The organism is Rhodococcus sp. APC 3903, assembly GCF_030407755.1.
Classification (GTDB): domain Bacteria; phylum Actinomycetota; class Actinomycetes; order Mycobacteriales; family Mycobacteriaceae; genus Rhodococcus_F; species Rhodococcus_F erythropolis.
Window position 1 is genome coordinate 91325 of sequence record NZ_JASDCV010000012.1, and the last position, 15209, is coordinate 106533.

Below are 15209 nucleotides of genomic sequence, written 5' to 3' on the forward strand. Positions count from 1 at the left end.
CGGTGAACGAATCGCCCGTCGTCGTACTGCTCGATCCTCTGCGGCCGCATGTCTTTCCGCTGGAGGCGCTCCCGTTCCTGTCCGGCGCGATCGATATCGACCCGGACGTTCCCGACTCGGTACGCGGCGCATTGCCTGCCACGACACCCGGCGCCGCGGTGACTGTGATGATGGACACCGCCGAGCCGAAGATCGAGGCGTTGTCTGCCGCTGGGGTAAAGATGATTCGCGCCGAACCCATTCACGGCGATCGATTGGTGGAAGCGGCGTCGATCATGGACCGGTTGTGGAATCGCGGCGGTTGGGAGTCGACCCAGACGCACGAGAGCCTCTCGGTTTACCTCGTCGAGGAGACCTATGAGGTACTCGACGCGATTCGAAGCGACGACGAGAGCGATCTCCGTGAGGAACTCGGCGATCTGTTGCTCCAGGTGTTGTTCCACTCGCGGATCGCTCAATCTCACGGCGTTTTCGAATTGGACGACGTGGCCGGCGCACTGATCGCGAAACTCGTGCATCGCAGCCCGCACCTGGTCAGTTCCGGGGTGGTCGACATCGCTGAGCAGGAGCGGGCGTGGGACGCTTTGAAGGCTGCCGAGAAGGCGCGCGCGTCGTCCATGGACGGCATCGCTCGGTCGCAGCCGCCGTTGCTCCTCGCCGAAAAAGTACTGAGCAGGGCCGCCAAAGCCGGTGTGATCGAAAGCGCCGACGAAGCTGATCTGGAAGCTTTGATCGAACAGTGCCGACGCGCCGACACTGCACTCCTGGGCGCCCTGGACATGCTGATCGCCGACATTCGGATTCGTGAGGGAAGACGTCTCGAAAATGTGGAGGATTAGCCCACTTTGACGTAATTGCCCGGTAATCATCTGGCAACCGGAAAATAGCTTGGACTCGGTGAGTGCAGTTGAAACAAACCTAAGGTATGTTTACGTACGAAATGAGCAACACTGGGTCGTTTTATGGCACGAAGTGGCCCTTGATCGGCAGTTATGTAGGGGGTCCGATGACGGTTCGTTTCTGCACTGCGAGCAGCGAGGTACGGCAACCGGCGGGGTGTTGCCGTACCTGGAGGCTCGCGGTGGCTACCGATCAGCGATCCGCTGAATCCGTTCGACCCGCTGAAGTCATTCGAATGACTAGAAGGACTGATGGCAAATGAGCGTTCATGCTGAGGTGGAGAGCCGGTCGGCAGCATTGCAGGATTCCGCTCATGTCGGCACCGACTGGCGTCGGGCATACCGGAAGCGGATTGCCGTGAGCGATTCGATCACGGTTCTGTTCGTGATCGCGCTCGCACAGATCGGCAGCATGTGGCCGCATCCGATCGAGTGGCTGACGCCACTCAAGGTGATTGCGTCTGCAGCGCTGGGAGGGCTGTGGATGATCGCGCTCGCACGCGGACGCAGCCGTCATCAGTCGATGCTGGGCGAGGGTAGCGACGAGTACGAGAAGGTGCTGCTCGCTACCGGCCAAGTCTTCGGAGTGGGCGCATTGGCCGGGATCATTCTCGGCGTAGGAATCGCGCGTAGCTATCTCATGATCGCACTGCCCGTCGGGCTCGCTGCGCTGCTTCTCGGGCGCTACCTCTGGCGACGCGACATTCGAAAGAAGCGTGCGAGCGGGGATTGCCGCAACTCGGTGCTGTTGGTCGGTGGACACGCGTCCGTCGTTGCTACTACGCGAGCCTTCGTGCGGGACTCCTCGGCAGGCTACGACGTTGTGGGAGCGTGCATTCCGCGTCGGGCGACCGCGCTGGACGATCACATCGTCGTCGACGGCGCAGCGGTCCCGGTATTGGGCAACGAGTTCGAGGTGGTCGAGGCAATGCGCGCAAGCGGCGCAGACACCGTCATCGTCACCGGAACCGAAGACCTCGGGCAGGTGGGCATACGCAAGCTGATGTGGGACCTCGAAGCCGAGGGCGTCGACATGGTGGTTTCACCGGTCGTAGCCGACGTGTCGAAGGCTCGCTTGATGTTTCGCCCGGCGGCGGGACTCCCGTTGATTCACGTTGCGCGACCGCGCTACCAGGGCGCCAACCGGCTTGCGCCCGCTGTTTTCGACGCGGTGTTCTCGATGCTGATGATCCTCCTCGTGGCGCCGGTCATGGTCGCCGCCGCCGCTGCGGTCAAGTTCACGTCGAAAGGTCCGGTGTTCTACAAGGCAGAACGCATCGGCCTCAACGGGAAACCGTTCCCTATGTTGAAGTTTCGTACCATGGTGGAAGGCGCCGATCAGCAGGTTGTCGATCTGATGGGGGACAACGAAGGCGCGGGAGGCGTGTTGTTCAAGATGCGGGAGGATCCACGAATCACGTCCGTCGGCAAGATCCTTCGTCGATTGAGCATCGACGAGCTACCACAGTTCTTCAACGTCATTCGCGGCGAGATGAGCGTTGTCGGTCCGCGGCCGCCGTTGCGGCGCGAGGTCGAGATGTACGACGACGAGGTTGCCCGGCGCCTGCTGGTCAAGCCTGGCATCACCGGTCTCTGGCAGGTAAGTGGTCGCAGTGATCTCTCGTGGGAAGAATCTGTTCGACTGGACTCTTCCTACGTGGAGAATTGGTCTATCCTGCAAAATCTTTCGATCATTACTCGTACCGTCTCAGCGGTCGCGAAAAGCGACGGAGCGTACTGACTACGCGGTTGGTGCCGGCGCGGATATCCGCGCCGGGCACCCTCCTGTCAGCTGTCGAGCTCAACAATGCGAGAACAGATTCTTGACGTAGCCGGCAGTTTGGTAAACGTAGTTGAATGCCCACGTCCCGATCGAGAGTTCCGGACGGCTTGCGACCATGACCAGTTCTCCTTGATAACACTGCGAAATGATGTGCCGCGCCCGCGAGATATGAGGAACGAACGTCACGACGATGACAGTCTTCCATCCGTTGGCATTGGCCATTCTCCCGATTTCGAACCCCTCGCCCTCGGTGGTGGACGGTGAGGGGACGAAACAGTCGACAGGGAAGTCGAACGTACCCTCGCAGATCGACCGCATCTTCTTGTCGTTGTCGCCGTAAGGATTCGAGAAGATCAGGCGTGGTGCGTAACCGTCTTTCATCAGTTGGATTCCGACCTCCTCGCGTCCGTCGTGTGCTCCGCCGAGGACAACGATAGCGTCAGCACTTCGTGGTGCATCGATCTTGGGTGAGACGAAGACGGGCCAACCCGCTGCCGCACCAAGGGCGAGGAGTGATAGAGGTATGCCCGCAATCTTCAAGGCCGATTTGATCTGCTTGATGGCCCCACAATACCTGGACCCAGGAGACGACGATGATCGGATGGCAACCACTTCGGACGGTGGCGGGGTTGACCGCCTTACGGGATGCCTATGGGCAGAACATGTCTGGACTCGTACCTGAGACCGGTGTGTATCTCGCCGACGACGGTTGGTGGATCGCTCTCACGGGTGCACCCGATCCCAGCTACAACCTTGCATTGGTCCATGGGGGTGATGTGCGGAAAAACACGGTCGCCGTTGTGGAACGAGTGCTCGCAGAGCGACTGCGCACCGTTGTCATGCTCGCCGGGGCGGGTCTGGATGCCGCGACCGTCCTCGCGGATGCAGGGTGGGTGTGCGTAGGTTCGAGTTCGCTGCGCGCGCTACCGAATTCTCCGTCAGCGCCGGATGCCGCGGTGCGGATCCTGGAAGGTGGCGACCTGCGTTCAGCACGACAACTTGCGGAGGATGTTTTCGGTATCGATCGCGAATCTGCGACTCTGGTGTATCAGGAGGCGGCCCCCGACCGACCAAGTGAGCGTTCAGTCGTCGGCCTGTTCGAACTCGACACGCTGCAGACCGCAGCGATGCTGTCGTTCGGTAGGCCCATCAGCACTGTGTGGGCGGCCGGAACCAGGGCGCAAGGACAGCGGCGCGGACATGGGTTGCGGGTCCTTCGGCAAGTGTCGGCAGCCGCATTCGAGGCTGTCGGCGACGGCGCCGTGTGTGGTCTCGCCAGCGCTGCCGGCAATGCTCTGTACGACGCGAGCGGAGCCGAAATCGTCGAGTACTGGCAGATGTGGTCGCGACCGCGATGGCTACTTGGTAGCTGACATCAGCCGTCAGGTATGTTTGTGTGCGTTCGGCAAACTTTTGGTTTCTTTCAGCTACGCTTCAACGCGCGATCCAATCGGGGGTACTCAAGATGGCAGATTCGAGTACCAGGGATGCGGCGATACGTCGCGAACTCGGCGTTCCGCCCACTTTCGACCTAGTGAGGCATGCACGAAACCTTGCAAGAGTGTTCTTCCCCGCTCTTGTCATCGCATTGCTCGTCGGTGGGATTGTCTACGCTGTGCGGGGAAGCGCGACACCGGTGTATCAATCCGACATCGTCGCGGAGGTTCAGTCTGCCTCGCAGATCGTCGTGACGGACGCGAACCTCGGCCAGTTGGTTGCCCCCTATGTCGCACTGGCCACCGATAGCGATGTGGTTGCCGCCATCCACGACCAGTTGAATAACGGGTGGACGACAGCGGATGTCTCGAGCCACATCTCGGTGACGCCGGGTACTTCTCCGGCATTGGTATTCGTCAAGGCGACTGCCTTCAGTCAGGCTGACGCGGACGCGCTGGCACGAATAGTCGTCGCCACCTTGAGCGACGCGCAGGCGCGACGCAATGCAGACACGCTGGATCGTCGTACCCGAGTTCTCACCGACGACATCGCTCGATTGAACGGGGACTTGGACGCAGCGCGGCGAGAAAGCTTGGACGAATACGAGACGCCCGCCGACGATCCGACTATCAAGGCGGATCTCGACGCGAGGCTGGAGCAGTTGCGCCAGTTGAGATCGACCGTATCCGGTTCCGACCGACTGCAGTTGCTTTCCGCCCCCGCGGGAACGGGTCTGCCGGTTGCGCCGAAGCCACTCGTCGAGTCGGCGGTTGCGTTCTTGGTGGTCCTCATTCTCGCTGCCGAAATCCTCTCTGCCTGCCGGGGTCGATTCAGTTCGCGAGTGACCGACGCGTGGGCACGTCGAACGGCCCGGAAATACGGAGCCTCACTACTCCTGCAGCACTCCGAAGCCGCTGAGTTTCCGCCGAACCTCGCGCTGACGATATGCCAGCGTGCAAGTCTCGGTGATCATGTCCTGGTGCTTTCGGGTGACGGCGTCCCCTCCACATCATGGGATGTTCCTGCGCACGTGCGATCCGGGGTCTCCCGATATTCGCTGAAGTCGGACTGGTGGCGCCGATTTGTATCCAATGGAACCGGGTTTGCCCTGGTTGTTGTCTCCGCACAGCACGCCAACCAACGGGAGATCGTCGAATGCCTCAGGGCTTTGGCCGAAGTCGATGTTGCGCGAACACTGGTACTCGTGGGTCCGTCTGCTCCCGAGCCTCTCCTCGACGTACTTACCCTCGCGGTGCTGCGTCGCAGACGCAGGCCCGCAAGTTCAGTGAAACTGGCGGCCGAGCCGACCAACTCGGCCACGAACTCACAGACCCTGTCCGACAGCGCCTGGGTGAAGTCCGGTGCGCCGCGGCTGAACGAGCCTTCCGTTGCCGTGCCCTACGGAATGGATACTTCCGACCTGGTTTCGAGGAGGGATCGCGCCAGCCTGGTGGATGCGAAAACGGTCAGTATTGCGAAGAAGAACCTGCCGAAGGGCACGGCTACGCCCAAGTCGAGCGCAGGGGTCGAGCTCGAAGAGCCGCAGGTCGTGCAGACTGTTGATGTCGAGGGGGCCGGAGTCGAGGCGTCCGTAGTGGAAGCTTCCGGAGCGGAGACGACCAGCACTGATGCAACTGGTGTCAAGGCGTCCGGGGAAGCCGACGGCATCGACTCCGAAGCCTCGACCGAACGAATTATGTTGACCTCCAAGGATATAGCGGAAATTCGAAAGAGGAGGCAAAGAACTCGCGTGAGCCTTATACGTTCGGATTCAGCAGACGGACAGTCGGAATCCTGAAGGACCGGGCTTTGACTAGATCTTGGGTGTGCCGCACCCTCCAACGGCCTGTTTCACCGCCGCGAGTGCGGGTTTCGGAGTGTAATTGATCGTGACCAGACCGAAGTTCTGTTCGATATCCGAAGTGTTGGTTCCGCGATCACGCATGCTGTAGATGAAAATGCGCTCGATGTAACCGAGCACCTTTGCTTGCGCGAATCCATCCGAGATGATGTTGGCCTGTAATTGCGGGCTGACGGCGGTCGGGCCTGTACCTGTCGGAGCTCCGAATTCGGTTGCCCAGACTTTCTTTCCGCTGTCCCCGTTCTGCACCATCGATTCTCGCATCAGTCGGATCCTGTAGAAAGTGTTCCAATTCTGGGTGGACGAATCCGAAGGTAGCGCAGGCCAACTGTACGGATGGATCGAAAAGACATCGAATGAAGACTTTGCTCCTGCCGCGTACATACCCTTGAGATATGTGACCGGTGAGATGTCGGATCCGTTGTCGACGGCCGGTGCCAAACCGCCGTTGAGAATCTTTGCACCCGGTTGTACCGCACGGATACTTGCAGATGCGGCTTTCAGGAGTGCAGTGTAGGTGTTCACATTCGGCTTGGGGCGGAAGAATTGTGTCAGGTTCGGTTCGTTCCAAATCTCCCAAGTGCTGATTCTGTTCGAGTACCGTTGTGCTGCTTGTTGTGCAAACTTGGCAAACGCGGCCGGATCGGATGGATACCCGTGGGTATCGTTGACCCCGGCGACGCGAGCCCAAGCCGGCGTGTACGTAACGATTCCCAAGACGCTCAATCCTTGGAGACGTGCTCGATCGACGACGCGGTCGGTTGCGCTCCAATTCTGTTGGCCCTTGGTTGATTCGACGGCGGACCAATCGACGTCGAACCTGAGCCAGGTTGCGCCGGCATTCTTCATTGCGGTCAGTTCTGCATCGAGATCATTCTGAGAGAGACCGTTGAGTGGGGCGCCCGCGGCGATCCCTAAACCAACGGAACTGCACGTCGAGTTCGGGGTTGGGGTTGTTGTTGGAACTGGACTCGGTGCACACGCGCTCAATGACCCGACAGTCAACAGGGCGCAGGCGAGGGACAATCGAAGTCGACTCACGTCGACCACCTTCTTTCCACAGTGACTCGAAACCGGTGCGGGACAGACAAGTTGGAAGCCGAACTAGATGACCAATCCGACAAATCAAAGAATTGCATGAATTGGGTCACTTGGCACCAGTCTCGAAGTCGGTTCTGCAGTACTTCCGTCCGGTTGGGTGCTACTGCGAAATGCGCCGGTTGGTATTGTCCGATTTTCTCGGTGACTGTGGTCGAAAATGATCAATAGTTCAGAGGCATCCTCCAGTTTCGTTTGCATCTTGCAACACGGCCATAGCGGGCTTCGGTTCGAAGTCGAGATTCAGAAGGCCAAAGTTTTGTTCGCGATCACCGGGATCGGAGCCGCGGTCCTGGAGACTGTAAACGAAGACCTTCTGAACGAACCCTTGGCTACGTGCTTCGTTGAATCCGTCACGCAGTATCTCGGCTTGCATCGACTCGGTCACAGCGTCGAGACCAGTTCCTGTTGGTGCCCCGAATTCGGTCGCCCAAATAGATTTGGTCGAGTCGCCGTTTGCAACCATTGTGTCGTGCATCAGCCGCATTCGATAGAAAGAGTTCCAGTTTCGAGTCAACGGGTCCGAGGGCAGTGCCGGGTAGGTGTACGGATGCATTCCGACAACGTCGAAGTGTTGTCCAGCTCCATATTCGTAGATGTTCGCGAGGAACGTCGTGGGGCTTATGTCAGCGCCGTTGTCAGTTGCGGGGGACAAGCCACCGGAGACAATTGTTGCGCCCGGTTGCACTGCCTCGATTGCTACGCTCGATGCGGCGAGCAGCCTTGAGTAATACTCAGGATCCGGCGTCGGATTGAAGAATGTTTGGAGATTGGGCTCGTTCCAGATCTCCCATGACGAAATGGAATTCGAGTAGCGGGCAGCGGCAAGCGCCGCGAACCTACCGAACGCGTCCGGGTCGGCCGGACGGGTATGCGTGTCAGGACTCGTCGCTGCCGGATCTCTTGCCCAGGCAGGCGTGTAGGTGATGAGACCGAGAATCTCGAGCCCGGAAGATTTTGCGATGTCCACGAGGCGATCGGTTCCGGACCAGTCGAAGGCGCCCTCGGTACTTTCGATGGCGGACCAGTCGATGTCGAATCTGACCCAGTGCGAACCCGATGATCGAATAGCTTCCACCGTTCGATCCATTTCGGCGTCACTCATTGCGGTATAGCCGGAACCAAGTGCGATGCCAGTATTGTCTGACGAAGGTTGAACTGCGCAAGGTTCGCCGGTTGCGGTAATCGAAGAATGGACTACCAATCCGACAATCAACAAGACCACTGCGACTGCGGCGACTCGACGTGCCTTAGCCATCGATGAGCTCCTTCAGCAGAGCCGGAAGATTCTTCTGGATGTCATATCGGTCCTCTACCTTCCGCCGGCCGATGCGTGACAATTCGGATCGTGCACTCCCGTCCTCCAACAGTCTCGTTATCTCGGCTGCGAGTTCTACTGAATCAGATGGCTCGACGAGCGATCCGGCGCCGTCCCCCAGCAGCTCGCTGGTGCCGCCGAGATCGGTTCCGACGACTGGCACTCCGATGCTCATTGCTTCGAGTGCCACGAGTGGGCCGGCTTCGGGAGAGGTGCTCGCAGAAATCGCGATGTCCCATCCTTTGATAGTTGCCAGTGAATCGACATATCCGAGAAATGTGACGCGACCCGCCAGATCCGACTGCTGTGCGCGTTCACGTAGTACTTGTGCGTACATTTCATCGCCCGGGAACGGAAGTCCGGCGATTTCGAGTTGGACGTCTACTGTGCGGGCGATGGCATCCATCAACACCAAGTGGCCTTTCCACGGCGTCAGTGACCCGATGATTCCGACAACTCGGCGTGCCGGTGATCGAACTTCCGTTACCTCAGTGGGAACTACAACACCAAGTCGTGACACCGAGGTGGGAATTCCCAGCGAAAGAACAGGAAGCGAGGTCGGTCCGGAGACGGCGACTGCTCGTCGGATCCCGGGTTTTGCAATCCGTACGACGATTCGTTGTTTTGTGCTCGAGAGAGTGTCGTGGACAAGCCACGTTGCACGTTGCGGTACGCGGCCGAGCCTGATCACCGGCAATGCGAACAGTGAGTTGACTATCACGGTCGAGCTGGCCGACTGAGCCCGAGACGCAATGATGCGCCCGGCAATTCGCCAATTCTTTGCAACTTCGAGAATCGCCAGGACGCGTGCCAGACCCCCTTCGCCTCTGAGCGACAGGGTTGGTAGCGTGACCGTTTCGAAGTCGACTGACGCGCGTGCGCGATCCCTCAGCGGCCCTTCCGGACAAGCCAACGTTACCGTGAAACCCTGCTCGTGTGCCAAACGCATCAGTTGGAGCATGACCAGTTCGGCGCCGGAGATCTCTCCAGTGTGGCTGACGAAAATGATCGTTCGTGTCATTTTACTTCCCTGTCGGGTTTTACCATTGCGAGTGGCGACTTCCCGCCCGCGAGCGATACAAGTGCATAGATTCCGACTGTCCCAAGTGGAGCGAGAACCGAAACGACTGGCCATGGCACGCTCAACCTTTCGACGCAGATCGTTCCTGCCACTGTGACCACCGCGCAGAGGGCGACGGCCGCTCCGAGCGGGAGCATCGGAAACATTCTGTGAACCGGCAGACTTTGCCGCACTACAATCCAAATTGCAACGAAAAGAAGCAGTTCGGTCGATACGGTCGCAACTGCCGCTCCGTTGAATGACATTCGAGGAATCAACACGATGTTGACCGCGATATTGAAGAGTAAGCCGCCCAATGCAATCCACGGATATATTCGATGCCGGCCGCTCGCAACCAGGATCATCAACCCCAACTGGGTGAGCATCGAGAAGCATGCGCCAAGCACCAACAGTCGCGTCGAGGTCCCTGCAATTGCGAACCGCTCTCCGTACAGAAAGGTGAGCACTCCGGTGGCAGCAGGCCAGAACGCGGCGATCGATGCGCTCCCGAGAACTGTCAGGACGATGAATGTTTCGCGGCTTCGTTCGCGGAACACTCCCACGCTGTCGGGCCAATATGACACGAGAAGTGTTGTTACCGGGGTGACTACGGTGATTGCGACGATTTGCAGAAGGTCCGCGAATTTGTACCCGATGGTGTACAAGCCGACCGAATCGAAAGTATCGAGCTTGCCCAAGAGCAGCACATCCACCTTGGACAGAAGCGTGACCAAAGCGAAGCCGATGCTCAAAGGGATTGCTTCGATCAGCATTTCCCGCCACCTACGAAACTGCGCTCGTGACGACGGCCTTGGCCCGGCGACGCCCTTTCGGACACCGCGCACTTTCACGACGGCCGCGACCACTTCGTTGATGACCGCAGGGATGACGAGAACGAGGAGGATCGGCTGCCACAAAACCGCGACGATGGTCGCGACAAGCTGGGCGAGTTGCCCGACGCCCTCGGCGATTGCGACATACGTCATGCGCAGGCGGCTCTGGTACATGACGGAAAGTGCATGGCTGGGAGTGGCAACGACAACGACCAAACCAGCGACCGCCGTTGCTTCGACCACTTCTGCGGGGTAGCGGAGAATCCAGACATAACCCACCGCGACGATGTATCCGAAAAGACCAAGGGCGACCCGTAGGGATATGAACGCGGTGGTGACCAGCGAAACTTCCCACGGATTGCACTCGACCAACTTCGCGAGCACCACTCGGCCGACGCCGAGATCGGTGACGACGGACAACAATCCGAGCAATCCGAAGATGAGGGAGAACTGACCGAATTCGTCAGGGCTGATCGAACGCGCGATCAGAACCGAGCCGGTCCACCCCATCGCTGCCACTGCGATCCGGCTTCCGAGCATGATCGCAGTGCTTCGGCGTGCATCGTTCGCAGTCAAATCCGGAGCGGCCGGCCCGTGGATTTTCGTCTCTCGCTCGCGACGTTCCTTCTCGAACTTGTCGATAGCGGCCTGGCGCAATTCGGCGAACTCTCGCGGCGATACGGGCTCGGTGCCCGTCGAATTGCGATTCGTCATGAGCAACTCACACGCTCAGCCCTGCAATGCGGTACGCGTCAACCGTGTATTCGGCTGTTCGGGTCCACGTCGATCGGGCCGCGACACGTGGCGCAGATATACGGAGTGCGGTGTTGACATCGTCGTCCAGGACGACTGAGCGAAGAGCGGCCAACCAGGAAGCCTTGTCGTGCTTGCGGACAAGCACGGCGGCGTTGTCGGCGAATTCGGTCAGTGCTCCGACCGCACTCGCAACCACTGCCGCGCCGCACGCCATGGCTTCGAGTGGCGGCAGACCGAACCCCTCGTAGTGGGAGGAGTAAGCGACAGCAGTTGCGGCGGAATAGAGTGCCGGAAGGTCTTCTGTCGCGACGTAACCCAATCCTCGGGCGGAACGGGGCGCGTCGGGGCCCGTCGAGCCGGAGCCCGCCAGCAGAAAAGGAATCGACAGCTCCGTGCACGCTTCGGCGACCAGAGCGACATCTTTTCGAGGTTCGATCGTTCCGACCTGCAGCACGAATCGCTCCGGCAGTTTCAATCGCCGCCGAACTTCGGTCACTGCAGCTTCGGTGGGGATCGTGGCCCAGGATGCGGGTGCCAGCGGCGTGACAACGGCATGCCGACCGCTCAGTGCGAATATTCGTTCGGCGGTGAAGTCCGATACTGCAATGACGACGTCGGCCTTGCGTAGCGCCGCGGACAGGAGTCGGCGTTCGCCAGCTGCTCGATATCGACTGAAGGCCCACGGAACGTCGAATACCGACATGTCGTGAAACGTCGAGATCTTCAGGCCGCCTTGCCCGATCGGGAGGTCGACGTCGAGGCTGTGGAACAAGTCGCTGCCCGCGACCGGCACCATCGCCCACGCGGCTCTGCGTGCTCCGGAGGCAACAGGGCGCGTCACGGCGCGCACTCCGGTTGGAATTTCATCGACAGCGTCGATTTGCACTGTTGCGCTGAGGTTCGTCGATTCGCTGATCAGTGGGGAGAGTTCTCGGAGTAGTTCGCGTGCATAGGTTTGGACGCCGCCCCCACCAGGTCGGAGTGCCATGGCTCCGAGGGTGATTCGTGATCGGATATCGCTTCTTTCTCCGAGTGGTGTTGAGTCAGTGCGCATCCCACGGTTCCAATCAGTAGCCAAAAGTAGAGGTCGAGGGGAAATATCTCGAAATATGTCGAGACGACAGAAGCGACCGCGGCCGCGACGATCGAGGCGCTGACACCGAGAGCCAAAGCGCCGTCCGAGCCGGGAAGCACACGCGATGCCCTCAGCGCGGACGCTCCGGAAGATATGAGGACCAGGACAAAAATCCACAAGCCGATCGGTCCGAGCTCGACTGCGACTTTCATGTAGTAGTTGTCGGGCTGATAGGGGATCAGCCCAAGTGTTGTCGCGGCCTTGATCGTCATCGTGTTGAGCATCGGTTGCGCTGCTTCCGCCGCCTTTGCCGCCGCGGATCCTGTTGCGCCCAAACCTTGCCCGAGTGGATGCAGGAACAGCGAGCTGATTGTCGACGACCATCCGCTACCGCGTTCTTCGAGACTGTACGACGAGAACAGTGGTTTGACGATTGATGGTGGTGCCAACAGAAGTACGAAGGGAACGGCAGCGGCAGCCGCGCCGAACAACATCAAGATAGACCGATACTTGTATACGGCAATCCAGAGAAGCCCGACAGCCAACCCGATGTAGCTGGCTCGCACAATCGAGACTCCCATGCCTACGACCATGATCGGAGTTGCGGCCAGAAAGATAATGTTGCGCAGCCGTTTCGGATCCGCGAGAGCGACCGAAATGCCGACGATCAAACTCAGCATCACGAAGAGACCGAACGCAAACGGACCGGTGAAAGTGCTGAAACTTCGCAAGATCGAGCCGGTGATTCGAATCTGCTCGGTGTAGCTGTAGCCGAGATCCACCAGGTATGCAGGCCCTACTGCTTGCTGAAGGAGTCCGATGACTGCTGTCAGTATCCCCATACCCATCAGGACGGACACGAGATGATCTCGGTCGTCCCGCGAGAACGGTGCGCGCCAGAGAATGACGGGTATCAAGATGTAGAAGTAGGTGATCTTTATCGATGTCACCCCGGCGATACCGGACAGAAGCAGTGCTGACGCGGAACCGAAAGCTACCCAGGCCGCGGCAGCCGGCCACCAAGGCATCGAGGGGCGCACTACCCGAAGGCGATTGGGGCTGACGAAGGTGCATCCCAACGTGAGCAGGAGCAACCCCTCCTTCCAACCGGCCATCGATGTCCCGCCGGGAATGATCGCCAACAGACCGTGGAGCGGAGCGAACAGTGCAACAAGCAGCAAGCCGCGTTGTGGTCGCTGGTAGATCGCAACGACGATGGGTACTGCGAAGATTGCAGCAACAATCATGAATGATGTGTTCACGCGATGAACCGGTTCGCATTCGCCGTGTCGGCCCGAGGGACCGTCGTAATTCCGAATGCTCTTGCTATCGAAGAAATCGCCTTTGTTTGCACGATATTTCGGAGGTCACGATGGTAGGACGGGTGATCGCCGACCGGTGGCATGATCGCGTTGAACGTTTGTCCTCGGTGAGTCATCCGGGCAACGCCTTCGGGTCCGCGTTGCTGATTGAACCATGCGGCGTCCGCGGGGGAGAGGATGACGGTGGTATCCACCCCACGCTTGCAGAGTGCCTCCAGCATTACCTCAGGAACCTGCGTGATTCCTCTGATTCCCAGTAGCTTCCACGCTGAATAGGGGAGACGGGACTGCAGTACGCCTTTCACCCGTCCGCGGAGGGGAAGTTTCGTGGTTTCGGCACCTGGATCGATTCGAGGAGCCTCCGGCAAGACAGCATCCATCAGGGACTTCTTGCGCCTCACCGACCACAGAATCATGTTCACGAGTATTGTCGATCTCGCACCCATCTCGAGCGCCATGGACGCTGAGGTCCATGCCCCAGAACACAATCCGGTCATCACGAGGTTTCTCGGATCTGCGCCGAGTGCAGCAACGGCAGTACGTGCGTCCTCGTCTGCCGCGTGTGAATAGACCGACGTCGGATTGTCGGCGTCGATCGGGCCCGAGTCGCCGACCCCTCGTCGGTCGAATCGGAGACTCGTGACCGAGAGAGCCGCGGCCTCACGAGCGATGGTCACCCACGAGCGGCCAGGCCCGACTCGATGCTCGATTGCCGTAGTGAAGAACAGTAGTCCGCGCTCGGGAGGCGCATCGGTGGTCGATATGTTGCCTGCCTCGGATTCGGGAGAAGTTGCGGGATGCGTGCGGATCGCGAAGAGCTCCTGAGCACCGAATCGTTCCAACGTCTCGAACACCTCCTCGCCGACTTCGGTGATCGCGACGCGAGCTGTGGTGGTGATCGCGGGAGTGAACGCGGAGGAACTCGTGGGCGCGTGGCGATCCAACCACTGTGCGATTTCGCTGATGTGTGTGTAGGGGATGTCGACGTAGAAACTGGGAGGCGACGTGAACGCGTCGTGGTTCTCCAAGATCATCATCTCGGGATCAAGAGTTGCTGCGAGCCCGGCGACAGCCCTGCTGTCCAGTACCGAAGACTTCACGGCCAGAAGGGTGCGTGGACGTCCGAGAAATGGTCCGGTGATGCGGAGACGTGACAGTTGGTCGGCGCATTCGGGTGCCAGCACGCCACCCATGATCGACACACGTGAGTCGGTGGGATCGTCCTCTCCGACGCTGATCGCGTAGAACGCACGTTGTTCCCTGAGGTAGTTGCGGCCGGTCAGAATTGGGTCCCACAGGACTATCGAGTTGACGGCTCCGCACTCCTGCAATGCCGACGCTGCCAGGAGGGCCCCAACTCTCAGTCCGACGATACTGACGGATTCCGCGCCCGCTCGTCGGACATAGTCCACAGCGCTGACGATGCTCTTCAGCCAGAGGGTGAGAGCGTCAGGATCGTCTTCGGCACCGGCCGAGTCGCCGACTCCCGCGTACTCGAAACGAAAAGCGGCCATACCCTGTGCCGCGAGTTTTTCGCCGAGAAGTCGCATGCCGCGATAGGTGTCGATGTGCTCCTTGCCCAGCGGGGGACACATGACCACGGCTTCTCGGACAGTTCCTGAAGAGGGCACGTGAACGAATCCGAGCAACGGCCTGTCTGCCGACTCGAACCACGTGGCCAGTTGAGTCTCGATGGTGATCACTCCGGTCAAGATCGGTTGCCTGTATGTTGCTAGTAAACATACCAGTAGTCTGTTTGGTGCCGAT

The 15209-nt window shown here is 59.6% G+C and carries 12 protein-coding genes; 4 read left to right on the forward strand and 8 right to left on the reverse strand.

Features of this window, described 5'->3' with window-relative positions; translation table 11 throughout:
* Window positions 1–2 precede the first annotated feature (2 nt).
* The gene (locus QMA15_RS18400; RefSeq protein WP_046378951.1) at window positions 3–839 is read left to right on the forward strand and encodes a MazG family protein; all 837 of its coding nucleotides are present in this window, start codon (window positions 3–5) and stop codon (window positions 837–839) included.
* Window positions 840–1158: 319 nt separating this feature from the next.
* Window positions 1159–2640: a sugar transferase gene (locus QMA15_RS18405; protein WP_019744644.1), complete on the forward strand. Its 1482-nt coding sequence runs from the start codon at window positions 1159–1161 to the stop codon at window positions 2638–2640.
* A 60-nt stretch (window positions 2641–2700) separates the two neighbouring features.
* Here the strand turns inward: QMA15_RS18405 and QMA15_RS18410 are convergent, their stop codons facing one another.
* Window positions 2701–3222 (reverse strand): YdcF family protein, encoded by a 522-nt coding sequence (locus tag QMA15_RS18410; RefSeq protein ID WP_279163674.1) that lies wholly within the window; start codon window positions 3220–3222, stop codon window positions 2701–2703.
* Window positions 3223–3275: 53 nt separating this feature from the next.
* Between QMA15_RS18410 and QMA15_RS18415 the strand changes: the two genes are divergently transcribed.
* Both QMA15_RS18415 and QMA15_RS18420 read left to right on the forward strand, forming a co-directional pair.
* The gene (locus tag QMA15_RS18415) at window positions 3276–4055 is read left to right on the forward strand and encodes an N-acetyltransferase (protein WP_279163675.1); all 780 of its coding nucleotides are present in this window, start codon (window positions 3276–3278) and stop codon (window positions 4053–4055) included.
* A 92-nt stretch (window positions 4056–4147) separates the two neighbouring features.
* A complete protein-coding gene (locus tag QMA15_RS18420) occupies window positions 4148–5917 on the forward strand; it encodes a hypothetical protein (protein WP_279163676.1) in 1770 nt (589 codons plus the stop codon).
* 15 nt (window positions 5918–5932) lie between these two features.
* Here the strand turns inward: QMA15_RS18420 and QMA15_RS18425 are convergent, their stop codons facing one another.
* The 7 genes from QMA15_RS18425 to QMA15_RS18455 form a co-directional block, all read right to left on the reverse strand.
* Window positions 5933–7030, reverse strand: a complete 1098-nt coding sequence (locus tag QMA15_RS18425) for a cellulase family glycosylhydrolase (protein ID WP_031333713.1) — start codon at window positions 7028–7030, stop codon at window positions 5933–5935.
* Between the two features lie 220 nt (window positions 7031–7250).
* The gene (locus QMA15_RS18430) at window positions 7251–8336 is read right to left on the reverse strand and encodes a beta-xylosidase (protein WP_279163677.1); all 1086 of its coding nucleotides are present in this window, start codon (window positions 8334–8336) and stop codon (window positions 7251–7253) included.
* Window positions 8329–9417, reverse strand: coding sequence for a glycosyltransferase family 4 protein (locus QMA15_RS18435; RefSeq protein WP_242459854.1), 1089 nt, complete (start codon window positions 9415–9417; stop codon window positions 8329–8331). The genes QMA15_RS18430 and QMA15_RS18435 overlap by 8 nt, the downstream gene beginning before the upstream one ends.
* Window positions 9414–11003: a flippase gene (locus QMA15_RS18440; protein WP_279163678.1), complete on the reverse strand. Its 1590-nt coding sequence runs from the start codon at window positions 11001–11003 to the stop codon at window positions 9414–9416. Before QMA15_RS18440 ends, QMA15_RS18435 begins: the two co-directional genes overlap by 4 nt.
* Window positions 11004–11010: 7 nt before the next feature.
* The gene (locus tag QMA15_RS18445) at window positions 11011–12033 is read right to left on the reverse strand and encodes a glycosyltransferase family 1 protein (RefSeq protein ID WP_229756551.1); all 1023 of its coding nucleotides are present in this window, start codon (window positions 12031–12033) and stop codon (window positions 11011–11013) included.
* Window positions 11961–13367: an O-antigen ligase family protein gene (locus QMA15_RS18450; protein ID WP_290285750.1), complete on the reverse strand. Its 1407-nt coding sequence runs from the start codon at window positions 13365–13367 to the stop codon at window positions 11961–11963. Before QMA15_RS18450 ends, QMA15_RS18445 begins: the two co-directional genes overlap by 73 nt.
* An 11-nt stretch (window positions 13368–13378) precedes the next feature.
* Window positions 13379–15145, reverse strand: coding sequence for an alpha/beta fold hydrolase (locus QMA15_RS18455; protein ID WP_290285752.1), 1767 nt, complete (start codon window positions 15143–15145; stop codon window positions 13379–13381).
* Window positions 15146–15209 lie beyond the last annotated feature (64 nt).